Source organism: Bradyrhizobium sp. Pha-3 (assembly GCF_042258325.1).
GTDB lineage: Bacteria > Pseudomonadota > Alphaproteobacteria > Rhizobiales > Xanthobacteraceae > Bradyrhizobium > Bradyrhizobium elkanii.
In genome coordinates, this window is sequence record NZ_CP170151.1 from 511,018 (window position 1) to 535,194 (window position 24,177).

Genomic DNA, 24,177 nt, shown 5'->3' on the forward strand with positions numbered 1-24,177 from the left:
CTAACCCTGGCTCGGGAAAATGCCGAACAACGAAATGATGAAGCTGACGCAGAGGAACGGCTGCAAATTGGTATGTGGCTGGCTGCCGCCGACAAACGAGACTGAAGAGGCCGCCATCGGAGCATCCGCGTTCTCCACCGCATACAGTTGCATCAGAGTCGACGAGGCAAGCACGTTGTTCGATGGGCCCGGCTGCGAGCCGTTATTCTTCGAACCCATCAATGCGTGCGTATGCGACGGTATCTGCAGCGTGGTGAGAGTCACCGTTTCAGCACCACCATTCTCCCCGATCTGGTAGGTCGTGCCGCTGCTGGCGGTGCCCATGTGGAGCGGCAGGCGACCGCGCAAGTCCGGTAGCGCGAAGGTGTTTTGCCCGTCGCCGCCATAGGTGGTCCCGATCAATTGAAATAGGGTTTCGTTCTCGGAGATCGCCAGCAAGCTTCCATCACAGAAATGCCATCCGACCGGGACGAAATTGCCGCCGAACATGCGGATCTCGCCTACAAAGGGTTGTGCCATAGGGCTTGTCCTCAGTTCTGCGACGGAAAAATGCCCTGCAGGGCGATACTGAAATTGAGGGTCAAAAAAGGTTGCATGTTGAGGTGCGCCTGACCGCCGCCAACATTGGCAATCGAACCCGGTTTCAGGTTGGTGAGGTTGTTCGGCGGACCATACGCATTGCCGGGATCCTGCGCCAAAACGTTACCAACATTGCCGAAGTTGGGATTGGGCGAGTTTCCCTCCAAGCTCGAGCCGCTCAGGGTGTGAATGTGGGTCGGCATCTCGTTTGTCGAGAGCGCATGTGCCTCCTCGCCGCTGCGCTCTCCGAGGGTGTGGCCAGCACCCATACTGATCGGTACCCGGCCCCGAAGGTCGGGCAGGCCAAAAGTGACGCGCCCATCGCCGCCATAGGTCGTGCCCAGCAACGAGAACAGCGCCTGATTCTGAGCGATGGGAAGCAGCTGGCCATTGCAGAACGCCCAGCCCTTCGGCGGAAAGTTGAACGACATCATGCGGATTTCGGAAATATACGGATCGGCCATCGGTCCTCCGCAAATGCGTCGTATGATTTGTGAAAAATGCGAGACAATGATGCTGTGTCGACAGCGTCTGCACGATAGCGTGTTTTATGCCAAGTGCAACCTTAACGATTGTGTCGTGCGGGGAATTTTTCTTCAATCATCGGTTGAACACGACGCCGGAGAGCCGCCGATCGCTGGCGGCGCAGGCCATGTCATGAATCGAACATCCGCGAGCGCGCCATGATCTTCGCGCGAACGCCCCGCTTGTCGCGAGGGAAAGTCGGTTCGGCAGGTTTCCGGATCATGCTTGAGGGGCAATCCGCATTCGATCGCGCCGATCAACAACGGCTGCCGAAGCGATTCGGCAGCCGTTCTCCTGGTCGATATTTCCTGGTCGATGGGGCGTCCGATCAGGCGATCAGGTCATGGTGCAACTGGGTCTGGGTGTGATTGTCGGACGGCGTGCCCCCCATGGCGGCTAACACCGTCTCGTGCCCGACCCACCACGGCGTGCCGGCATTGGAATGCTCGCTGAACAAGTCGGACAAGGTCTGGGTGTTGGCGGCCAGGTCGACATGATTTGCGTTGGTCTGCGTCGGCGTCTGGGTGAACGACGAGAAGTCGAAGTTGTCGCGGATGGGCAAGCTGACCGACGATGCGCCGGTCGTCTGCTGATTGAGGGGTGTACCGCCTTGCGTGGGCATGACGGGATGCGAGCTCGCATTGGCTTGAGCCACGTCAGTCGCGGTCGGGAGCCGACGCTCGCCGTCGGCGAGACCGATATACATCAGGTCGGTGGCATTGGAAGACGAGGTCAAGTCGGGGAGGCCGAGCACGTGCCCTAATTCATGCACCACGGTGGTCAGGAGATCGAGATGGCCTGCCGCCGCCGTAGACGGATCAGTCAAGAGATCGGTGCCGGACGCATTGAGCGCCAGCTTGAACTCCGAATTGTCCGACGGGGTCGGATCGACGAACCAGCCGTGGCCGGCAGCATCGATGTCGATCGTGATGTGGCCGGCGCCTTCCTCGCCGACAGTCTGACCGACAAGGTCGGCGATGCTGAAGGTGACGGCATGCAGCGCGGCGAGTTGATCGGAACTGGCGCCTGCCTTCGCCCATTGGGCGATGGCCGCCGACACGACCGAGTCGAGCTGGCTCTGCGTCAGGTGCATCTCGCCTGCGCTAGGCGTCGTCGCCTGCACGCCGCCTGATTCGGCAAGCAGCGGCAACGTGTTTGTCGTCGGCAGCGGCGGCGTGCCCTGGGTGAAACCAACGGTCCCGCTGATGCTGAACTTGGTCGGATCGGTTGAGCCGTTGGCGTTGTCCAGTTCCGTCCCTGCATTGCCGGCCGTCGGGGCATCTTGCGTAACCTTGACGGTCCCGAACGACTCCTTGATCCGCACAAACTGGCCATTGCCGGCCTGACCCGCGATGTTCGAGAAGCTGTTTCCCGCCATGCTCAAGAAAATGGTCGGAAACGGTCCAGCCCCGGGCGGGTTGGCTATATCGGTAACCTGATTGTCCTGGATGGCGATCCCGCGGCTGCCATTGATGTGCTGGATCGTGTTGTTGGTGATGGTGAGATCGGTTTCGCCGCCGCCGGTGGCCTGGCCGCCGAGGCCCACATTGACGGAAATGCCCAGCGCGGTCGCGATCTGCGAGATGGTGTTGCCATCGATCAGGTACTTGCTGTTGATCGCGCCTTCATTCTGGATGCTGATGCCGTTGCCAACCAATGAGCCCGAATTGGTTATCGCATCGTCGCCGATAATATTGTTCTTGATGGTTCCGTTGACCGTCCGGTTGAACGGTGGGTTGCCATTGTCGAAATGGTTGATCGCAGTCGACCGCTGCCCGAGGAATGTGTTGCCCTCGATGTCGAAAGTGAGCGAGGTGGCCACTGGATCGGTGGAGACATCAACGCCGGCGTTGTTGTTGGTGAAAGTGGCGTTGAAAATGTTCGCGGTCATGGCGGTGCCGCCGGAATTGGCGAAGACGCCGGTGCCCGTAATGACATGCGTTGCATCGGAGACGGTATTGCCGGTGAAGCTGCCGCCGTTGACGGTCAAGCCCATCACCGATGTCCCGGTGCCGAGGAAGTTGACGAGATTGCCGTGCGGCGAGTTGGCATTGCCGTGGATCGCGACGCCGTTGGCCGAGACCGTATTGTTGGTCAACTGCAGGTTGGTCAGCGTACCGCTGCTGTTGCTGATCTGGATCTCGAATTCCTCGTTGTTGCCGATCGTCGAATTGCTGATCGAGGTCGCATGCGCTCCGTTGGAGGCGGTGCCCGTCAGCCCAGCGATGTTGATGCCCGACTCGTCGGTGGCGGGATCGTCGCCATTACCGGTGATCGTGAGACGATTCAGCACCATACCGTTGACGTTGGAGCCGCCGATACCGTCACCGAAATTGTTGGTGATATTCATGTTGCTCAGCGTGACGTCCTGCGTGGATGTCAAGCTGACGCCGTCGCCGGTGGTGTTCTGAATGGTGCCGCCGGTGCCGGCAGCGCCCGTGCCGGTGACGGCAAGATGTCCGCTGGTGCCGGTGTTGCTGAGCACGATGCCGTTGGCGGCGCCGTTGGACGAGATGTCCTGGAAGGTGACGTTGCTGGCGCCGATTGTGGTGTTTGAGATGTTGATCGCGGTTCCGGTCGTGGTGGTCAGGTGATTGGTGCCGGTGACGGTGATGGTGCCGCCATGGGTGAAATTCATGCCCGCGCCGCTGGCGGTCTTGATCGTGATGTCGGACATCGTGACGGTGCCGACATTGTTGTTGTCGTCACTGATGCCCATGCCGGTCGAGGCCGAGGTATCGATGCTGACGCCGCTGATGCCGTGGCCCGACGTGCCGAGCAGGTCGATGCCGTTGTCGGCGCCGGTCACCTTGATCACCGGATCGGTGCCGGTCGCGGTGTTCGCGGTCACCACGGCGCCGGTCACCGGATTGGTGAAAGTCAGGCTGTGGCTGCCGCCGACCAGGTTGACGCCGTTGGCGAGATTGATGCCGTTGGCCTCGGTATAGGTGCCGGACCTCAGCACGACATAGTCGCCCGAGCCCGCCGGATTCGCCGCGTTGTAGGCGGCGATCGAGGTGTACGGGTCGGCCGCGGTGCCGAGATTGGCGCTGTTGGCCAGCGCCGTGGGCGAGTTGTCGATATAGAACACCTGCGGCACGACGCCGACATGGAAGGTCTGGGCGCCCGACGTGAGCGGCCCGCCGGTGCCGGTGTTGCCGTTGTCGTTGATGTTCAGCGTGACGGTATCCGAGCCGGTGAAGCCGTCGTCGCTGTTGTAGGTCAAGGTCGCCAGCGCGGTGTTGACCTGCGCGACGGTGCCGGTCAGCGTCACTGTGTGGCTGCTGTTGTTCGTGAAGCTGGCGAGCCCGGCGGTATTGAAGGTCAGGTTCGCATGGCTTGAGGCAATCGTCGCCGTGACGTTGCCGCTCGCGGCATCGATGTCGGCGACCGAAAGGCCTGAAATCGCGAAGTTGGTGTGCGAGAACGCTGTTCCGATCGAATTGTCCGCCGGCACCGACGCGGTGGGTCCGTCGTCCATGGCGGTGACGCTCCCCGTCGTCGATCCCGTCCCGGTGTTGCTGCCGCCATTCGCGGTGCCACCGTCATCGTGCATGGTCAGGCTGTAGGACCGCGCGGTAGTATCGGGGTTTTCGCTGGTGTTGTTGAACTGGATCAGGTCCAGCGCCGCATTGTAGTGCGCGAGCGTGTCGGTACCGGTGAAACTGATCGTCTCGGTGCCCGCGGTGCTGGTGATCTCGAAGTGGATGCCGCCGATATCGCCGCTGTTGCCGGCGTGGCCGGCGATCGACAGCGCATCCGACGGCTTCAGATTGTTCAGCACGAAGGTCGCATCGGTCAGGTTGTTGCCTTCGGCGTCCGTGATCGTCAGGTTCGGCGTGATCGTGACCGGCGTCGAGTTCGCTGCCGGCGTGCCGTTCGGCGGCTCGGAGAAGCCGGTGATGGCACCGAAGCTCACGACCGGCGCATCGTTGACCGGGGTGACATGGATGGTCGAGGTCGAGGTGTTGCTGCTGTCGGTGCCGTCGGTGACCGCAAAGCTGACGGTGCGATCCGCCCCGGACGGGTTGTCGCTCGAGTTGAAATAGGTGATTGAATCGAGCGCGGCCTTGTAGTTGGCGACGCTGGAGGAGCCGGTCAGCGTCAGCACGCCGGTCGCGGAATTGTACGAGCCGGTGATGCCGTTCTGGTTGACGAAGCCCAGCACATCCTGGCCGGCGGCGAAATTGCCGGTGATCTGCACCGTCGCGCCGGTCAGGTTGGCGCTGTCTATGTCGGTCACGTTGACCGACGCGTCGATCACGGTCGCGGCCTGGTTTTCGGTGTAGTTCAGCGTGCCGCCGGCCGTCGTGACCGGCGGATCGTTGACCGGCGTGACGTTGATGGTGCCGGTGACCGGTGTGGAGGTCGCCGTGCCATCGTTTGCGACGATCGTGACGGTGCGCGCCAAGCCCGACGGGTTGTCGCTGGTGTTCTGATAGGTCACCGAGGCGAGCGCCGCCTGATAATCGGCGACGCTGGCGGTGCCTGTCAGCGTCAGCATGCCGGTTCCCGCATTGAACGAGCCGGTGATGCCGTTCTGGGACGTAAAGGCGAGGACGTCCTGACCGTTCGCGTAGTTACCGGTGATCTGCACCGTCGCGCCGGTCAGCGTAGTGTTGTCGACGTCGGACACGATGATCGCCGGGTCGAACGCGGTCGCGGCCTGGTTCTCGGTGTAATTGAGGGTGTGACCGGCGGTGACGACGGGCGGGTCGTTGACCGGGGTGACGTTGATGGTGTCGGTGACCGGCGAGCTGTCGAGCGTGCCGTCATTGGTCGTGATGGTAACGGTGCGCGCCAGCCCGGACGGATTGTCGCCGGTGTTGATGTAAGTCACCGACGCCAGCGCGGCCTGGTAGTTCGCGACGCTGGACGAGCCGGTCAGCGTCAGCGTTCCGGTTGCGGCATCGAACGAGCCGGTGATGCCGTTCTGGTTGGTGAAGCCGAGGACATCCTGGCCGCTGACATAGTTGCCGGTGATCTGCACCGTCGCGGACACCAGATTGGCGTCGTCGCCGTCGGTGACGGTGATCGTCGAATCGATCACGCTCGCCGCCTGGTTCTCGGTGTAGTTCAGCGTGTGGCCGCCGGTGACGACCGGCGCCTGGTCGACCACGACGGAAATGGTGAAGGTCTGCTGGCTGTGCAGCGTGCCGTCGCTCGCATCGACCGTGACGTCGTAGGACGGGTCGGCAATGTTGATCTTGCTGGGATCGGCGACCGTGATCTTGCCGGTGGTCGCATCGATGGTGAAGCCGCCGCCGGAGGTGTCGCCGACCAGCGAATAGGTCACGGCGGGGCCGTTGACGTCGGTCGAGGATGCCGTGACGCCGGTTCCCGCGCCGACCGGCGCGTTGACCGCAACGCGGTTGGCTCCGGCGTCGGCATCGACCGGGGTCGACGGCGCGACGTCGGTGACGGCGATGGTGAAGGTCTGCGAACTCGTGAGCAAACCGTCGCTGGCCTGCGCGGTGACGGTGTAGGCGTGCCCGGCCGGGCTTTCGTAATCGATCTTGGAGCTGTCCGCGACGGTGATGACGCCCGTCGTCGCATTGATGGTGAAGCCGCCACCGGAGGTATCGCCGATCAGCGACCAGGTCACGGCCGGGCCGTTGACGTCGGTTGCCGCCGCGGTGATGCCGACGGTCGAGCCGTTGGCAGCGCCTTCGGCGATCGAGTTGGTGCCGACGTCGGCATCGACCGGGGTCGACGGTGCGGCGTCATTGACGGCGATGGTAAAGCTCTGCGAGCTCGCCAGCGTGCCGTCGCTGGCCTGCGCGGTCACCGTGTAGGAATGGGTCGGGCCGCTGCTCTCGTAATCGATCTTGGTCGAGTCGGCGACGGTGATGACGCCGGTCGTCGGGTCGATGGTGAAGCCGCCGCCGGAGGTGTCGCCGACCAACGACCAGGTCACGGCCGCGCCGTTGACGTCGGTCGCGTGCGCGGTGATGCCGACCGCCGTGCCGGCTGCCGCGCCTTCGACAACGCTGTTGGCGGCGGCATCGCCGTCGACCGGGGTCGATGGCGCAACATCCGCGATGTTGATGGTGAAGGTCTGCGAACTCGCCAGCGTACCGTCGCTGGCTTGCGCGGTGACGGTGTAGCTGCCGCCCGAGCTTTCGAAATCGAGCTTGCTCGAATCGGCGACCGTAACGACGCCGGTTGCGGCATTGATGGTGAAGCCGCCGTTGGAGCTGTCGCCGATCAGCGAATAGGTCACGGCCGGACCGTTGATGTCGGTCGCCGACGCGGTGATGCCGACGGTCGAGCCGTTGGCCGCGCCTTCAAGGACGGTGTTGGCGCCGGCGTCGGAGTCGACCGGGGTCGATGGCGCGACGTCAGTGACGGCGATCGTAAAGGTTTGCGAGCTCGCCGTCGTGCCGTCGCTGGCCTGTGCGGTGACGGTGTAGGCGTGGCCGGGCGCGCTTTCGTAATCGAGCTTGGTGCTATCCGCGACGGTGATGACGCCCGTTGTCGCGTTGATGGTGAAGCCGCCGCCGGAGGTGTCGCCGATCAGCGAATAGGTCACCGGCGGACCGTTGACGTCGGTCGACGACGCCGTGACACCGACGGTCGAGCCGTTGGCCGCGCCTTCGGCGATCGCATTGGTGCCGGCGTCGCTATCGACCGGGGCCGAGGGCGGGGCTTCGGTGACGGCGATGGTGAAGGTCTGCGAGGTCGCAAGCGTGCCGTCGCTGGCCTGCGCGGTGACGGTATAGGCGTGGCCGGGCGCGCTTTCGTAATCGAGCTTGCTCGGGTCGGCGACAGTGATGACGCCCGTTGTCGCGTTGATGGTGAAGCCGCCGCCGGAGCTGTCGCCGGTCAGCGAATAGGTCACCCCCGGGCCGTTGATGTCGGTCGAGGATGCGGTGACGCCGACCGTGGTGCCGGCGGCCGCGCCTTCGACGACGGTATTGGCGGCAGCGTTGTTGTCGACCGGCGTCGACGGCGCAACGTCGGTGACGTTGACGGTGAAGGTTTGCGTGCTGGTCTGCGTGCCGTCGCTGGCCTGTGCGGTGATGGTGTAGGCGTGGCCGGGCGCGGTTTCGAAATCGATCTGGGTGGGATCGGCGACGGTGATGACGCCGGTCGCGGCGTTGATGGTGAGGCCGTGGGCATTGCCGACCAGCGAATAGGTCACGGTGCCGCCATTGATGTCGGTGGCGTGCGCGGTGATGCCGACGGTGGTGCCGATGGCGGCGCCTTCGACCACGGAGTTGGTCGCGGCGTCAGAGTCGGCGGGCGCCGACGGCGGAGCGTCGGTCACGCCGATCGTGAAGGTCTGCGTCGTCGAGGTCGCGCCGCTCGTGGCCTGGACGGTAATGGTGTAGGCGTGGCCGGGCGCGCTCTCGTAATCGAGCTTGTTCGGATCGGCGACGGTGACGACACCCGTCGTGGCATTGATGGTGAAGCCGCCGCCGGAGGTGTCGCCGGTCAGCGAATAGGTGGTTGCGGGGCCGTTCGGATCGACCGCGGAGGCGGTGATGCCGACCAGCGTGTTGACGGCGGCGCCTTCGACGACGCTGTTGGTGGCGGCATTGACGTCGACCGGGGTGCTGATCGCGACGTCGTTGACGTTGATCGTGAAGCTCTGCGAGCTGACGCCGCCATGGCCGTCGCTGGCCTGGACCGTGATGGTGTAGGCGTGGCCCGGCGCGGTCTCGAAGTCGATCTTGGTGGAATTGGCGACGGTGACGATGCCGGTGTTGGGATCGATCTTGAAGCCGCCATTGGAGGAGTCCGATGTCAGCGAGTAGGTGACGCCGGGGCCGTTGACGTCGGCCGACGACGCGGTAATGCCGACCAGGGTATTGACCGCGGCGCCCTCGTTGACGGCGTTGGCGGTGGCGTTGCCGTCGGTCGGTGTCGAGGGCGGCGCATTGCTGACCGCGATCGTGAAGCTCTGCGACGAGACGAAGATACCGTCGGTCGCCTGCACATTGACGACGTAGCTGCCGCCGGAGCTCTCGAAATCGACCTTGGACGGATCGGCAATCGACACTACGCCGGTATGCGGATCTACCTTGAAGCCGCCATGCGAGGAATCGGACACCAGCGAATAGGTGACCGGAAGACCGATCAGGCTGGTGGATTGCGCGGTGATGCCGACCGATGTATTGGCTGCGGCGCCCTCAACGACCGTGTTGGCGCCGGAATTGGCGTCGGTCGGAGGCGACAGGAAGCCGGGCACCGGCGGATACGGCGTGCCGGGAGGGCAGCCCAGGTAAAGATATTGCAGACCATACGTATTGACGAACGCCTGCGCGGCCGGATCCAGAATGATATTGCCGCTCGGATCGAGATGAAGTTCGGGGCGTGTTAAACCACCGATTGTATAGGCAGGTATGGTCGACATAAGCACTCCTGCGAGCGGCGTGAAATCCGATCAATAACTACATTTGTTGGGGACGATGACGTGTGAAGCATTTCACACGTTGAGGTTGATCATCGGTGACCCGAGATCGCACCGGTTCGCTCGCAATATGCGGACATCGCGACGGTTGCGGAGTCCCGACATCAGCAAGTTCAAATGCGCTTGCCATTACGTAATCGCTTCCACTCACACTCGCCGCGAGAAAAGCCCAGTGAATGTTCGAGGAAAGCGCGGCGGCCAAGAAAATTTACCGGTTGGCAACCACGACCGTATTGTCGATGTTTCCGAGTGTCAATGTGTGTCCACGTGACACCGCGTCGTTAACCACGATTCGGCCATGCAGCGGGAGGTAGAGTATGGGGATTCGACCATTTTTAATCTTGTGCGACCCCCGGTGGTTTCTGTGCCGCAGACCGAATTGGCGTTGTGTGACGGATATGTGTCGGTGATTCGCCTTGTGATTGAATCCCGGCGAACCCTCTGTGATCTCTCCTCACCCAAAAGGCCAGTGAATCTGTCCCTTCCCGTCGTCACGGCTTCGCGATCACGTCGTAAGGCTTTCAGACTACGCAACTATTTGCTTGATCCGGCGGCCATCTTGAACAGACTGGGGAGCGGCTACATCTGTGACGTCCGCTGCCGCGACATTGCGGTGGTCCATCCGCGTTGAATCACCGCAAGTCCAATTGCGACTTTGGTAGCCCTGCACTGATCCTGGGGGAGAGGGAATTGAGTTCGATTGACAGAACGGGACGTGTGGCTCCGGTGACCGGCGTCGAGCGTCATTCGCTTCGCCGCCATGCCTCGCGCGGACCGTCGCTCAGGCCTTGGCTCGGCCTCGCGCCGATCGGGCTGCTGGCCGGGCTGGCGCTCGGCGGCTGCGACAACAAGAGCGCGCAATCGCAGGCCGCGCCTCCGCCGCCGCCCGTGACCGTCGCGCAGCCGGTCAAGCGCACCGTCACCGACTGGGACGAGTTCACCGGCCGCTTCGAGGCGATCGAGGAGGTCCAGGTCCGCGCCCGTGTCGGCGGCTTCGTCAACAGCGTCGAGTTCAAGGATGGTGCGATCGTCCACGCCGGCGATCTGCTCTACATCATCGATCCGCGGCCGTTCGAGGCGGTCGTGCTGCAGGCCGAGGGCCAGCTCGCCGACGCGCGCGCCAAGGGCGAACTTGCCAAGCGTGATCTCGAGCGCGGGCTGAACCTGGTGCAGACCAGCGCGGTCTCGGAGCAGGTCGTCGATCAGCGCCGCCAGGCGTTGCAGGCGGCGCGCGCCGCCGAGACCCAGGCCGAAGGCACGCTGAAGGCCGCGCAGCTCAACGTCGAATTCACCCATGTGCTGGCGCCGATCACGGGCCGCGTCAGCCGGCATCTGGTGACTCCGGGCAATCTGGTGCAGGGCAGCGAGGGCGGCGCGACGCTGCTCACCTCGATCGTGTCGCTCGATCCGATCTACATCTATTTCGACGTCGACGAGGCCACCTATCAGCGCAACAGCAAGCTGTGGTTCGAAGGCAGGCGGCCGAGCTCGCGCGACACGGCGAACCCGGTGCAGATCGCGTTGACCGGCGAAACCAAGCCCTCGCATGAGGGCAAGATGGACTTCCTCGACAACCGGCTCGACGTCTCGACCGCGACGCTGCGCAGCCGCGCGGTCGTTCCGAACAAGGATCTGTCGGTCCTGCCCGGCCAGTTCGGCCGCGTCCGCATCATCGGCTCCTCGCCCTATGAGGCGCTGCTGATCCCGGACAGCGCGGTTGCCACCGACCAGTCGCGCAAGATCGTGTTCGTGGTCAAGGACGACAACACGGTGGAAGCAAGAGCAGTCACGCTCGGGCCGCTCGACGATGGCCTGCGCGTCGTCCGCGAAGGCCTCAAGGCGGAGGATCACGTGATCGTCGACGGCCTGCAGCGCGCCCGCGTCGGCGCCAAGGTGACGCCGAAAATGGCGCAGGCTCCGGCGGATTCCAAGCCCGCGGCAGGCGACAAGCCGGCGGCCGCTGACAAGCCCGCCGCAGGTGCCAAACCATGAATCTCGGCAGGCTCTCCATCAACCAGCCCATCCTCGCGATGGTGCTGTCGATCGTGCTGCTGATCGTCGGCGCGATCGCCTATCCGACGCTGCCGGTCTCGGAATATCCGCAAGTGGTGCCGCCGACCGTCGTCGTCACCACGCAATATCCGGGCGCCTCGGCGCAGACCGTGTCCGACACTGTCGCCGCTCCGATCGAGCAGGAGATCAACGGCGTCGAGGACATGCTGTATCTCTACAGCCAGGCGACGTCGAACGGCCAGCTCACCATCACCGCGACCTTCAAGCTCGGCACCGACCTCGACAAGGCCCAGGTGCTGGTGCAGAACCGCGTCGCGATCGCGCAGCCGCGGCTGCCCGAAGAGGTGCAGCGCAACGGCGTGACCACGCGCAAGAACTCGCCCGACATCCTGATGGTCGTGTTCATGCTGTCGCCCGACGACACGTTCGACCAGCTCTATATCTCCAACTACGCGCTGCTGCAGGTCCGCGACCAGCTGTTGCGGCTCGATGGCGTCGGCGATATCCAGATGTTCGGCGCGCGCGATTACTCGATGCGGCTGTGGCTCGATCCCGACCGGATCGCCAATCTCGGTCTGACATCGACCGAGGTGCTGGCGGCGATCCGGGCGCAGAACCTGCAGATCGCCGGCGGACAAATCGCCGAGCCGCCGATCGCCGATCGCGCCTTCCAGCCGAACCTCGTCTTCACCGGCCGCCTCAAGGACATCAGGCAGTTCGAGGATATCGTGGTGAAGGCCGGCTCCGACGGCCGCACGGTACGTCTGCGGGACGTCGCCCGCGTCGAGCTCGGCGCGCTGTCCTACGCCACCAACAGCTTCCTGCTGCGCAAATCCGCCGTCGCGCTGCTGGTGACGCAACGGCCCGGATCGAACGCACTCGCCACCGCCAAGAGCATCTCCGACACGATGGAGCGGATGAAGGCGAGTTTCCCGAAGGGGCTCGACTACAATATCGGCTACAACCCGACCGAATTCATCGCCCAATCGGTCCACGAGTTGATCAAGACGATCTACGAGGCGATGGCGCTCGTCGTCATCGTGGTGCTGGTGTTCCTGCAGGGATGGCGGCCTGCGATCATCCCGATCATCGCGATCCCGGTGTCGCTGGTCGGCACCTTCGCGGTGATGGCCGCGCTCGGCTTCTCGATCAACAATCTGACGCTGTTCGGCCTGGTGCTCGCGGTCGGCATCGTGGTCGACGACGCCATCGTGGTGGTCGAGAATGTCGAGCGGCATCTCGAGCACGGCATGAGCAGGCGCGACGCTGCGCTCAAGACCATGGAGGAGGTCGGCGGCGCGCTGGTCTCGATCGCGCTCGTGCTGTGCGCGGTGTTCGTGCCGACCGCCTTCCTCGGCGGCATTTCCGGGCAGTTCTTCCAGCAATTTGCGGTGACGATCGCGGTCGCGACCGCGATCTCCTGCTTCTGCTCGCTGACCCTGTCGCCGGCGCTGGCCTCGCAGATCCTGGTGCCGCATGAGGAGAAACGCCCGCCGGCGCGCTGGAACATCATCGCGCGCGGCTGGGATAGCTTCACCGCGCTGTTCAACCGCGTGTTCGACCGGCTCGCGCACGGCTATGCATCGGTGGCCGACTTCGTGATCCGGCATACGGTGGTGATGCTTGCGCTCTACCTCGTACTGATTGGCAGCGCCGGCTGGCTGCTCGCGACCACCTCGCAGGGCTTCATTCCGGCGCAGGATCGCGGCTACGTCATCATCTCGGCTCAGCTGCCGGGCGCCGCGTCGCTGGCGCGGACCACCGCTGTTGTGCGCGAGATCGAGCGGATCGCGCTGGATACGCCGGGCATCGTTCGCGTCGCGGCTTTCGCCGGCTTCTCCGGTGCGACGCGCACGCAGCAGGGCAACGCCGCGGCGCTGTTCCCGGTATTCGACGAGCCGGAGGCGCGCCTGAAGAAGGGGCTGACGGCGAACGCGATCACGGCCGAATTGCGCAAGCGTCTGTCGGTGATCCAGGGCGCCTTCATCATCGTCATTCCGCCGCCGGCCGTGCCCGGTATCGGCACCGGTGGCGGCTTCACCATCCGTGTCCAGGATCGCCAGGGGCGCGGACCCGAACTGCTGGCTTCCGCGACCGATGAACTGGTGACAGCCGCGCGCAAATCGCCGTCTCTCACATCGGTGTTCTCGCCGTTCACCGCGAACACGCCGCAGCTGTTCGTCGACATTGATCGCGTCAAGGCGCAGAAGCTTGGGGTGCCGATCGCCAACATTAATGACACGATCCAGACCTACTTTGGTTCGACCTATGTCAACGACTTCAACCTGTTTGGCCGCACCTATCACGTTACCGCGCAAGCCGATCTGCCGTTCCGGAAAGACAGCCCCGATCTCGCAAGGCTGCGCACCCGCAACGTCGCCGGCGACATGGTGATGCTCGGCAGCATCGTGGACTTCAAGGACGTTTCGGGACCCGACCGCGTGGCGCGCTACAATCTGTACTCGGCGTCCGAACTGCAGGGTGAGCCGGCACCGGGCGTGAGCTCGACGACGGCGCTCAACACCATCAAGCAGCTCGCCGACCAGACATTGCCAAGCGGCTTTTCCTTCGAGTGGACCGACCTGTCCTACCAGCAGGTTACCGGCGCCAATGCCGGGCTCTACGTGTTCCCGATCTGCGTGCTGTTCGTCTATCTGGTGCTGGCCGCGCAATATGGCAGCTGGACCTTGCCGTTCGCGGTGATCCTGATTGTGCCGATGTGCCTGTTCGCGGCCACGATCGGCGTGCGCCTGATGGGCCAGGACGTCAACATCCTGACCCAGATCGGCTTCGTGGTGTTGGTGGGGCTGGCCGCCAAGAACGCGATCCTGATCGTCGAGTTCGCGCGCGACATCGAGCTCGAGGGCCGATCGCGGCTGGACGCGGTGATCGAGGCCTGCCGGCTCCGTCTGCGGCCGATCCTGATGACCTCGTTCGCCTTCATCCTCGGCGTGCTGCCGCTGGTGGTGTCGACCGGTTCGGGCTCGGAGATGCGGCAGGCCGTCGGCGTTGCCGTGTTCTTCGGCATGCTCGGCGTCACCCTGTTTGGCCTGATCTTCACGCCGATCTTCTACATGGTGGTGCGCAACCTTGCGGAAGGAAAGAACGAGGGCAAGCCGGCGGAGCCCAAGGCGACCGTGGCGGGTTGAGCAGCCTACACTTGTGTCCGTCACCCTGAGCAGCCTGCGAAGCAGGCGTCTCGAAGGGTGCACGGCCACGAGCCGGGCCGTCGACCCTTCGAGACGCGCGTTCCGCGCTCCTCAGAGTGACGGGAAAGTAGCAAGTGCTGTCGACGCAGCCCATACTTTTGGCTGAGCGGAAAGAGATGGGCAGGCGTGGGGTTATAAAATAATGTCGCGCCGATTTTCCTGATAGAAACTGCTGGGAGAGCATAACATGAAGTCCGGATTTTTGGCCGCCGTCGCGGCTTGCAGCCTGATGCTTGCGGCGCCGGCGATGGCCCAGGGCGTCAAGATCGGCATCCTGAACGATCAGTCCGGCGTCTATGCCGACTACGGCGGCAAATATTCGCTCGAAGCCGCGCGGATGGCGGTCGAGGATTTCGGCGGCGAGGTGCTGGGACAGAAGATCGAGATCGTTACCGCCGACCATCAGAACAAGCCGGACCTTGCGACCGCGATCGCGCGACGCTGGTACGAGGTCGAGAACGTCGACATGATCACCGAGCTCACCACCTCGTCGGTCGCGCTCGCGGTGCAGGAGCTGTCGAAGGAAAAGAAGAAGATCGACATCGTGGTCGGCGCGGCGACCTCGCGCATCACGGGCGATGCCTGCACGCCCTACAGCTTCCACTGGGCCTATGACACCCGCGCGCTCGCCGTCGGGACCGGCGGCGCACTGACGGAGGCGGGTGGCGACACCTGGTTCTTCCTGACCGCCGACTACGCCTTCGGCTACGCGCTGGAAAAGGACACCAGCGACATCGTCGTGTCGAAGAAGGGCAAGGTGGTCGGCTCGGTCCGCGTGCCGCTCAACTCGTCGGACTTCTCGTCCTTCCTGCTGCAGGCGCAGAGCTCGAAGGCCAAGATCATCGGGCTCGCCAACGCCGGACTCGATACCACCAATTCGATCAAGCAGGCGGCCGAGTTCGGCATCGTGCGCGGCGGCCAAAAGCTCGCCGGCCTGTTGATGACGCTGTCGGAGGTGAACGGTCTCGGGCTCGAGGCGGCGCAGGGTCTCGTGCTCACCGAGGGCTTCTACTGGGATCACGACGATGCCTCGCGCGCTTTCAGCGAACGCTTCTTCAAGCGCACCAGCCGGATGCCGAGCATGATCCATGCCGGCACCTATTCGGCGACGCTGAGCTATTTGAAGGCGGTGAAGGCCGCCGGCACCAAGGACAGCGACGCGGTCGCCGCCAAGCTGAAGGAGCTGCCGGTCGACGACGCCTTCGCCAAGGGCAAGGTGCTCGCGAACGGCCGAATGGTGCACGACCTCTATCTGTTCGAGGTCAAGAAGCCCTCGGAGTCGAAGAAGCCGTGGGACTATTACAAGCAGATCGCCGTGGTGCCCGGCGACAAGGCCTTCTTCACCGCCAAGGAAAGCGGCTGCCCGCTGACCAAGTGAGGCGGGGCTGGCGAAACAAACATCGGTGTCGTCCCGGCGAAGGCCGGGACCCATAACCACCGATGTCGGTTGTTGTGCGCAGCCGGAGCTCCAGCCTTCGCAAAACATCTGCCTGTGGTAATGGGTCCCGGCCTTCGCCGGGACGACGGCTCAATATGTGGCGGCGTTACGCGTGGACCAGCCGCCACACCGCGCCGCCGATCGCGCCGACCCAGAGGATGACGCAGGCCAGCGCCTGGATGGCGAAACCGGGGCTGCGTTTCGCCACCGCTTCGCGATAGCCGATGAAATAGACGATGCGGCCGATCACCCAGATTGCGCCGACCGCCGCGGCCGCGGCATCGCCAACATAGATCGCGAACAGCCAGAGCGACGGCAGGAAGATCGGCATCCATTCCAGCGTGTTCATCTGGATGCGGTAGATGCGCTCGAAATCCGGATTGCCCGTGATCGCCGGCAGCTTGACCCCGTAGACCGCGCGGGCGCGGGCGACCTGCAGCGCGAAGAAGAAGTGCAGCGCGACCGCAAGGCAGGTGACGATGGCGGTGTAGTGGTACATGTCAGGCGTGTCCTCTTTCCATTGACCCCGATGTCATGACGGGACAGCGAAGCCCGGTGTGACATGCGGCCGTGCCTTACCTCTCCCCGCGCGCGGGGAGAGGTCGGAACGCATCGTCAGATGCGTTCCGGGTGAGGGGGGACCTCGGCGAGACCAGCTGTCACCGAGTACGCGGAGACGGCCCCTCACCCCAACCCTCTCCCTGTAAGAACGGGGCGAGGGAGCACAGTGCCGCGGCCCCATTCGGACCAATTCCGTCACGTCCTAGTACCCCGTCATCTCAAGATAGCCGATTCCGGCGTGGCTGCCTGAGAAGCGGATCGGGCCTTCCCAATACGGGAAGCTGGTTCCCATCCAGGCCTTCGGATTGAGCGGTGTGGTCTCGATGGCAAGGCCGCGTGCGGGCAGGCTGACGCGCCATGACGTCGGCAGCTTGCGGCCGTCGATCTCGGTGGTTGCGAGCGGCGCGATGCTGTTGCCGCCGGCGGCGATCTCGGCCGAGCGGCCGTCCGGCGTGATCCAGTTGCCGAACAGGTTTTCGCGGCCGTCCTTCTGGCGCAGCCGGTACAGCATCAGCTTCTCGTCGCCGGGCAGATGCAACGAGAACCAGTCCCAGCCGGTCTGGTCGGCCGCCAATGGCTGGCTGCTCCATTCGCGATCCATCCACGCCCAGCCCGTGACGTCGACCGGCCTGTCGTCGATCACGATGCGGCCGGACGCCTTGTAGAACGGCTGGCTGTAGTAATAGGAGGCCTGTCCGCGATCCGACTTACGGCTGTAGCCGTGGTCGCCCTGCAGCACCAGCGCGCGGTCGGCCTCGAGCCGCAGCGCGGTGCTGAAGTCGGCGGCGGAGGCCTTGAGCTCGAGCGGCGCGACGCGCTGCGCATCGAACGCATCGCGCCCGCGCAGCTCCCAGGCGTCGATCCAGGCGCGGAACGGCGTGGCTTCGACGGCGGCCTGCCCGACGCCGCCGCGGGCAAAGGTCTCGCTGAAGCGGTGCGTGCCGGCGCTGGTCACGGCGGCGTGGCCCATCCAGAGCTGCCGATTGGCCCAGCCCTCGGCCGGTCCGCCCGCTTTCATCGCCTGGCGGAACAGCGTCCATTGCGCGCCATAGGCCGCGCCGCTCGTGTCGGACAGGTTGGCGGTCACGTACCACCACTCGATCCGGAATTCCGGATGCGGACCGTGGTCCGCGGGGAACGTGAACGGCTTGCCCGGCGAGACGGCGGCAAATCCTTCCGCCGTCTCGCCGAGCCCGGCAAAGCCCTGCGCAAGGCTCTTGCCGCCGAGCGCCAGCGCCAGCGCGCTGCCGGCAAAGGCGCGACGGGTGATGGTGACGCTAGCGCTCATTGACAAAGATCCTGATCAGGCTGGCTGGCTGCATGCGCGCCAGTCTGGCGACCGGGAGCGCCGCCGCGCAGAACGCGGCGGCCAGCGCCACCGCGAGCAGCTCGATCAGCTGCAAGGGAAATACGTGGAAGGGCAGCCGCCAGCCGAACGCCTTGACGTTGACGATGGCAAGCAGACACCACGCGACCAGAAGGCCGAGCGGCAGCGCGAACAGGGCAGTGATCAGCGCGACCGCCATGGTCTTCAACAGTTCGAGCGCGGCGAGCCGCCGCCGGGTCAGGCCGATCGCCCAGAGCGGCGCCAGCTGCGGCAGCCGCGAGTTGGCCAGCGTCAGCAGGCTGGTCAAAAGGGCGATGCCGGCGACACCGAGAGTGAAGGCGTTGAGCGCCGCGGTTACCGAGAAGGTGCGATTGAAGACCCGCCTGGATTCCGTTTTCATCCTCGCCTGGTCGGCGACGTTGCGGTCGTGGAGGCCGAATTTCTCCTGCAGCGCGGTGATCAGCGGTGCGATCTTGTCCGGTGCCACGCGGAGGCCCATCCGCGTCATTGGTGTCTGCGGGAAGCGCCGGGTCAGCGCGGCGAAGTTGACCGCGATCTGGCCCTTGGGGTTGCCGTAATCGGCATAGATGCCGACGATCTCGAGCGGCCAGTTGCCGCCGGGGACGGGCACCTCGATATGATCGCCGATCGCCAGCTTCATCCGTCGCGACAGCTGCTCGCTGACGAGGCCGGTGTCGCCGGGCCGCAGCCGAACCCACGCATTCGCAGCGCTCTCGAGCAACGGCCAGTTGTCACGATAGGTGGCGTGGTCGGGCAGGCCGAGCACCTCGATCGGCGCGCCGCCGAGCTGGGTGTCGGCGCGGCCGCCGGGCAGGATTGCCTCAACCTCGGGCCGGTCGCGCAGCCAGGCCTTGATCTCCTTTGCCTGCTGATCGCTGGCGGCGCTGATGTAAACGTCGGCGGCGAGCCTTCCGTCGAGCCAGACCAGGAAGGTGCGGTTGAAACTTTCCACCATGGTGCCGACACCGACATTGACCGCGAGCGCAAGCAGCAGCGCCATCAGCGCCAGCGACAGTCCCGACAATTGTTGGCGGCTGTCTGCCCAGAACCAGATGCCGACCGGCGCCCGCGCGCTGCGCTGCCCGAAGGCCAGCGCAATCTGCAGGACCATCGGCAGGATCAGCGCCGCGCCGAGCATCAGCGCGGCGAGCACGGCAAATCCCGCGATCAGGGAATCGCCGAACCAGATCAGGCCCGCGGCGACCGCAAACACCGCGAGTGCCGCCGCGCTCTGGATGATCAGCCAGCGCCGCTGCGCCTGCTGCCAGGCCTGCGGCTGCGCCGTCGCCAGCACCGGCATCCGGATCGCCTTGGCAAGGCTCGCGGCCGCCGCGGCGAGCGCGCCCAGAATGCTGATGGCGATGCCGGCGAACCACCAGACGGGTTTGAGCGAAAGCTGTCCGGGGATCTGCGCGCCATAGAGCCCACGCAGCGAGGCCGCGACATCCGGCAGCAAGGCAGCCGCGATGAAGTAGCCGCAGACGAGGCCGATGAGGCCGGCGACCAGCGCCAGCGACACCAGCTCGATCACCAGCACGGTGTTGAGCATTCGCGCCGAGACGCCGCAGGCGCGCAGCGTGCGCAGCATCGGCAGCCGCTGCTCGAACGCCAGCCCGATCGCGGAGTTGACGATGAACAGGCCGACGAAGAACGACAGCAGGCCGAACGCGGTGAGGTTGAGATGGAAGCTGTCGGTGAGGCGTTCGAGGTCGCTCTCGGCGCTCGGCTCGACCAGGCGGAGCTTGTCACCCGCCACGCTTTCCAGCGCTGCGTGCGGCACTTTGGACTTGCCGACGAGCAGGCGCGAGACCTGGCCGGGCATTTTGAGGATGTCCTGCGCGATGCCGATATCGACGATCAGTGCGCCGGGCGCGAGCTCGGCCTGTACGCGCAGCGGCGGCAAGCTCGTGCCGTTGGCCTGTGGCCGCTCGCCTTCCTTGAGGCCGAGATCGCGTAGCGTTTCGCCCGCCACCAGCATTTCGCCCGACGGCGTGACGAAGGCTTGCAGGCTGCCGCGTCCGACCGTCGGTGCGTTGCCGACCTCGGACGGCAGCGTCACCGGCTCGACGCCGAGCAGGCGGAAGCTGCGGCCGTCGATCTGGACCCGACCCTCCAGCATCGGCGACACCGGCCAGCCGGCGCGGCGCAGATCGACGAACAGTGCTTGCGGGAAGGTCGCGCTGTCCGTGGCGACCAGCATCGCGGTGCGCGATCCGCCGAAGGTCGCGGCGGCGCGGTCATAGGCGATGCGGGCCTGCTGGTTCAGCGCCTGCACACCGCTCCACAGCGCGGTGGCCGAGATCAGCCCGATCAACAGCGTCGCAAGCTGCATCGGATGCCGCCGCCAGTGGCTGAGCAGCACGGCGAGGATCCACAGCGCGCGCCTCATGCGACGATCCCGGCATGCAGGGTGACCTGGCGGTCGAGCGTCGCCGCGAGCCGCGCACTGTGCGTGACCATCAGGAAGCCGCAGCCGGTGCGGGTCACGAGATCGCGCGCCAGTGCCAGCACCTCGTCGGCGGTGTCTTCGTCCAGATTGCCAGTCGGCTCGTCGGCGAGCAGCAACAGCGGCTTCGGCGCCAGCGCGCGGCCGATCGCGACGCGCTGCTGCTGACCGCCGGACAATTGCTCGGGATAGCGCCTGAGCAGGCTTTTCAGCCCGAGGCGATCGACCAGTTCGTCGTGCCAGGCGGCGTCATGCCGGCCGGCGATGCGTGACTGGAACACCAGATTGTCCGCGACCGTCAGGCTCGGGATCAGGTTGAACTGCTGGAAGACGAGGCCGAGCCGGTCGCGGCGCAATTCGGCGCGGCCGGCGTCGTTGAGGCGGGAGACGACGATGTCGGCGAGGGCGATCTCGCCGCTATCGGCGGCATCGAGTCCCGCGATCAGATGCAGCAGCGTGCTCTTGCCGCTGCCGGATTCGCCTGATAGCGCCACGCTCTCGCCGGTTGCAACGGCAAGGTCGACGCCGCGCAGCACGGCGACGTCTTCGCCGGCAGAGCGGTAACTCTTGGTCAGGCCGGTGACGCGAAGCACCGCGGCGGTCTGGTCAGATGAAGCGATGGCCGGGCCTCATTGCGGCTTCTGGTATTTCAGGACGAACTCGTCGATCGGCACAGGTGCCTTGAAGACGGGAATGTCCTTGGGGTCCTCCGCATGATGCAGGAAATTGCCCTCGGCCACCAGCTTGAAGCCGGCCGCCTCGATCTCCTGCTTCAAGGTGCTCTCCTCGATCCGGTGCAGCGTCTTGGCGACACTGGTGCCTTCGCCCGCCTTGGCGGAGTGATCCGCGATCACGAGGAAGCCGCCCGGCTTGAGCGCGGCGAACATCTTCCTGTTCATCGCGGCGCGGTCGACCGGCAGATAGGTGATGTCGTGATAGAAAAAGAAGAAGGTGATCATGTCGAGGTTCTTGACCTCGGGCGGGATCGGGTCGTCATAGTCCCGCACCACATGGACGACGTTCTTCATCGCCGGCGCCTTGGCGCGGGTGTCGAACTTGTCCTTGACGAAGCGCTCGAGCACGGTCGCGGAATCCTGCGCATAGACCTTGCCCGACGGCGCGACGGTGCGCGCCAACAGTTCGGTGCTGTAGCCCGCGCTTGCCGCCATGTCGAGGATCGTCATGCCGGGCTTGACGCCGGCAAAGGCGAGCATCTTGGCCGGCTGCCGGCGCTGGTCGACCTGGCGATCCGCATCGCTGCGATCGGGCGCGGCGACGATTGCGGCGTAGTCGGGATTGGCGGCGTCTTCCGCGCGAACCTGAGGGACGGCAAGCAGGGCGGCGGATACCAGTGCAATGCAAGCGGCCGCACGTAGGATCGATCTGTTCATGAAATAACCCCGGGCTTTTCGTTGGCCTCGAACATAGCAGCCGGGACATGACAGTTCACCGCTTCACTGGCGCGACCGACGCGATCGTGATCAGGCCGTTGGAAGCGCTCTGGGGCGCGTGACCCCCGAGGAAATGCGGTGTTGCGTTGCACGGCGAGGCGTGGCTAGCATCGCCGGACGGGGCCGATTTACGAAGCCAAAAACGAAACGACGGGGAGCCGGACATGACGACGCAAGCGACGTCCAAGACGATCTCAGAGGGGACGCCGAAGGGCGCCTGGCAAATCACCTTCCTTCTATTCCTGTTCATGGTGGTGAACTTTGCCGACAAGATCGTGGTCGGGCTCGCCGGCGTGCCGATCAAGAAGGAAATGGGCCTCACCCAGGAGCAGTTCGGCGATCTCGGTTCGTCATTCTTCCTGCTGTTCTCGATCTCGGCGATCGTGGTAGGCTTCATCGTCAACCGCGTCGCCACCCGCTGGGTGCTGCTGATCCTGGCGGTGATCTGGTCGCTGGCGCAATTTCCGATGGTCGGCACCGTCAGCTTCACGACGCTGGTGATCTGCCGCATCATCCTCGGCGCCGGCGAGGGGCCTGCGTTCTCGGTCGCCGCGCACGCGATCTACAAATGGTTTCCGGACGAGAAGCGCACGCTGCCGACCGCGATCCTGTCGCAGGGCTCCGCATTCGGCGTGATCCTCGCCGTGCCCGCGCTGAACTGGATCATCGTCAATCACAGCTGGCATCACGCCTTCGGCGCGCTCGGCATCGTCGGCCTGATCTGGGCCGTCGCCTGGTTCGCACTCGGCAAGGAAGGGCCGCTGGTGTCGACGTCTGCCGTGACGGCCGACGAGCCGCGGATTCCTTACCTGAAGCTTTTGACCTCGCGCACCTTCATCGGCTGCGTGGTGGCAACCTTCGGCGCCTATTGGGCGCTGTCGCTCGGGCTCACGTGGTTCACGTCCTTCATCATCGAGGGGCTCGGCTTCTCGCAGCACCAGGCCGGCTTCGTCTCGATCCTGCCCTGGATCTTCGGCGCGACGATCGTGCTGCTGACCGGCTGGATCTCGCAGCTGATGCTGGCGCGCGGCTTCACCACCCGCGGCGCGCGCGGCGTGCTCGGCTCGGTGCCGCTGATCGTCGGCGGCGCCATTCTCGCGATGCTGCCCTATGCGCCGCCCGGCGGGATCATGATCGCGCTGCTGGTGATCGGCTCCGGCCTGTGTGGCTCGATCTATGTGGTGTGCCCGCCGATGCTCGGCGAGTTCACGCCGGTGTCGCAGCGCGGCGCGATCATCGCGATCTACGGCGCGCTGTACACGATCTCAGGCATTCTGGCGCCGATGGTAATGGGCAATGTGATCCAGCACGCGGCCACGCCGATGGCCGGCTACATGTCCGGCTTCACCATCAACGCGGCGATCATGGCCGGCTCCGGCCTGCTCGGATTGCTGCTGCTGTGGCCGAATACCGAGCGGGCGCGGCTGACCGGTGAGGCTGCCGGACAACCTAAATTCGCGTGAGACAATGGCGCGATATCGACTCCATTGCATCGGCGCCTCCGGCAACTCCTACAAGCTGGCGCTCTATCTGAACTGCGCCGGCCTCGACTGGGAGCCGGTCGGAGTCGATTTTGCCGGCGGGCAGATGCGAGACGCGGGCTGGCGCGCCAGCACCAACGCGATGGGCGAGGTGCCCGTGCTCGAAGTCGACGGGCAGTTGATGTCGCAGTCGGGCGCGATCCTGGTCTGGCTCGCGGAAACCACGGGGAAGTTTGCACCTCGCGACGACCAGCGCTTCGAGGCGTTACGCTGGATCATGTTCGACAATCACAAGTTCACCAGCAACCATGCGATGCACCGGTTTCAGCGGTCATTCATGCCAGAGCCGGTGCATCCGGCCATTCTCGCGTTCTTGCGAGGGCGGTCGGAGTCGAGCTTCGCGATCGTCGACAAGCATCTCGCGGATCGCGCCTTCATGCTCGGCGACAAGCCGACCATCGTGGATTTCTCCCTGGCGGGATACGTCTATTATCCCAAGGAGGAGACCGGTTTCGATATCGCGGCGGATTTTCCGGCGATCAATGCCTGGCGCGAGCGCCTCGCGGCGCTGCCGGGTTGGAAGCCACCGTATGAACTGATGCCGGTGGGATCGGATCTGCGGACCTCGATGTTGCGGCCAACATAACAAGGTCGCCCGTAGCCTGGATGAAGCGCAGCGAAATCCGGGGCAACTCTATCCGCGGATGGGC

At 64.9% G+C, this 24,177-nt stretch carries 13 protein-coding genes; 5 read left to right on the top strand and 8 right to left on the bottom strand.

From position 1 onward, the window contains the following. The 3 genes from ACE10X_RS02345 to ACE10X_RS02355 all read right to left on the bottom strand — a co-directional run bounded on the left by ACE10X_RS02345 (position 1) and on the right by ACE10X_RS02355 (position 9,463). On the bottom strand, positions 1 to 519 hold the full coding sequence (locus ACE10X_RS02345) for a phage tail protein (protein ID WP_038387893.1): 519 nt from the start codon (positions 517 to 519) through the stop codon (positions 1 to 3). A gap of 11 nt (positions 520 to 530) precedes the next feature. Beyond that, entirely contained in the window at positions 531 to 1,043 is a 513-nt protein-coding gene (locus tag ACE10X_RS02350; protein ID WP_038387894.1) for a phage tail protein, read from the bottom strand. 389 nt (positions 1,044 to 1,432) lie between these two features. Next, positions 1,433 to 9,463: a cadherin domain-containing protein gene (locus tag ACE10X_RS02355; RefSeq protein ID WP_375764011.1), complete on the bottom strand. Its 8,031-nt coding sequence runs from the start codon at positions 9,461 to 9,463 to the stop codon at positions 1,433 to 1,435. An 864-nt stretch (positions 9,464 to 10,327) separates the two neighbouring features. Between ACE10X_RS02355 and ACE10X_RS02360 the strand changes: the two genes are divergently transcribed. From ACE10X_RS02360 to ACE10X_RS02370, 3 genes are all read left to right on the top strand, one after another. Beyond that, a complete protein-coding gene (locus tag ACE10X_RS02360; protein ID WP_375764675.1) occupies positions 10,328 to 11,512 on the top strand; it encodes an efflux RND transporter periplasmic adaptor subunit in 1,185 nt (394 codons plus the stop codon). Further along, the gene (locus ACE10X_RS02365) at positions 11,509 to 14,682 is read left to right on the top strand and encodes an efflux RND transporter permease subunit (RefSeq protein ID WP_028344243.1); all 3,174 of its coding nucleotides are present in this window, start codon (positions 11,509 to 11,511) and stop codon (positions 14,680 to 14,682) included. Before ACE10X_RS02360 ends, ACE10X_RS02365 begins: the two co-directional genes overlap by 4 nt. A 247-nt stretch (positions 14,683 to 14,929) precedes the next feature. Continuing rightward, on the top strand, positions 14,930 to 16,120 hold the full coding sequence (locus ACE10X_RS02370) for an ABC transporter substrate-binding protein (protein ID WP_038387900.1): 1,191 nt from the start codon (positions 14,930 to 14,932) through the stop codon (positions 16,118 to 16,120). 166 nt (positions 16,121 to 16,286) lie between these two features. On the opposite strand, the gene ACE10X_RS02375 is transcribed toward ACE10X_RS02370, so the two are convergent. From ACE10X_RS02375 to ACE10X_RS02395, 5 genes are all read right to left on the bottom strand, one after another. Then, positions 16,287 to 16,679, bottom strand: coding sequence for an MAPEG family protein (locus ACE10X_RS02375; RefSeq protein WP_016839786.1), 393 nt, complete (start codon positions 16,677 to 16,679; stop codon positions 16,287 to 16,289). Between the two features lie 264 nt (positions 16,680 to 16,943). Continuing rightward, a complete protein-coding gene (locus ACE10X_RS02380; RefSeq protein WP_038387901.1) occupies positions 16,944 to 18,029 on the bottom strand; it encodes a lipocalin-like domain-containing protein in 1,086 nt (361 codons plus the stop codon). Next, positions 18,019 to 20,478: an FtsX-like permease family protein gene (locus ACE10X_RS02385; RefSeq protein WP_375764012.1), complete on the bottom strand. Its 2,460-nt coding sequence runs from the start codon at positions 20,476 to 20,478 to the stop codon at positions 18,019 to 18,021. The genes ACE10X_RS02380 and ACE10X_RS02385 overlap by 11 nt, the downstream gene beginning before the upstream one ends. Next, positions 20,475 to 21,128, bottom strand: coding sequence for an ABC transporter ATP-binding protein (locus ACE10X_RS02390; RefSeq protein ID WP_038387905.1), 654 nt, complete (start codon positions 21,126 to 21,128; stop codon positions 20,475 to 20,477). The genes ACE10X_RS02385 and ACE10X_RS02390 overlap by 4 nt, the downstream gene beginning before the upstream one ends. 36 nt (positions 21,129 to 21,164) lie before the next feature. Beyond that, positions 21,165 to 21,926, bottom strand: coding sequence for a class I SAM-dependent methyltransferase (locus tag ACE10X_RS02395; RefSeq protein WP_038387906.1), 762 nt, complete (start codon positions 21,924 to 21,926; stop codon positions 21,165 to 21,167). 224 nt (positions 21,927 to 22,150) lie between these two features. Here ACE10X_RS02395 and ACE10X_RS02400 point away from each other — a divergent pair, with 224 nt between their 5' ends. Both ACE10X_RS02400 and ACE10X_RS02405 read left to right on the top strand, forming a co-directional pair. After that, the gene (locus ACE10X_RS02400) at positions 22,151 to 23,449 is read left to right on the top strand and encodes an MFS transporter (protein ID WP_038387907.1); all 1,299 of its coding nucleotides are present in this window, start codon (positions 22,151 to 22,153) and stop codon (positions 23,447 to 23,449) included. A gap of 4 nt (positions 23,450 to 23,453) precedes the next feature. After that, a complete protein-coding gene (locus tag ACE10X_RS02405; protein ID WP_038387908.1) occupies positions 23,454 to 24,113 on the top strand; it encodes a glutathione S-transferase family protein in 660 nt (219 codons plus the stop codon). The last annotated feature ends 64 nt before the right edge of the window (positions 24,114 to 24,177 follow it).

Coding starts and splice junctions, on each gene's coding strand:
- ACE10X_RS02345 (WP_038387893.1), bottom strand. CDS start 519: ATGGCACAACCCTTTGTAGGCGAGATCCGCATGTTCGGCGGCAATTTC.
- ACE10X_RS02355 (WP_375764011.1), bottom strand. CDS start 9,463: ATGTCGACCATACCTGCCTATACAATCGGTGGTTTAACACGCCCCGAA.
- ACE10X_RS02385 (WP_375764012.1), bottom strand. CDS start 20,478: ATGAGGCGCGCGCTGTGGATCCTCGCCGTGCTGCTCAGCCACTGGCGG.
- ACE10X_RS02350 (WP_038387894.1), bottom strand. CDS start 1,043: ATGGCCGATCCGTATATTTCCGAAATCCGCATGATGTCGTTCAACTTT.
- ACE10X_RS02400 (WP_038387907.1), top strand. CDS start 22,151: ATGACGACGCAAGCGACGTCCAAGACGATCTCAGAGGGGACGCCGAAG.
- ACE10X_RS02365 (WP_028344243.1), top strand. CDS start 11,509: ATGAATCTCGGCAGGCTCTCCATCAACCAGCCCATCCTCGCGATGGTG.
- ACE10X_RS02375 (WP_016839786.1), bottom strand. CDS start 16,679: ATGTACCACTACACCGCCATCGTCACCTGCCTTGCGGTCGCGCTGCAC.
- ACE10X_RS02395 (WP_038387906.1), bottom strand. CDS start 21,926: ATGAACAGATCGATCCTACGTGCGGCCGCTTGCATTGCACTGGTATCC.
- ACE10X_RS02380 (WP_038387901.1), bottom strand. CDS start 18,029: ATGAGCGCTAGCGTCACCATCACCCGTCGCGCCTTTGCCGGCAGCGCG.
- ACE10X_RS02370 (WP_038387900.1), top strand. CDS start 14,930: ATGAAGTCCGGATTTTTGGCCGCCGTCGCGGCTTGCAGCCTGATGCTT.
- ACE10X_RS02405 (WP_038387908.1), top strand. CDS start 23,454: ATGGCGCGATATCGACTCCATTGCATCGGCGCCTCCGGCAACTCCTAC.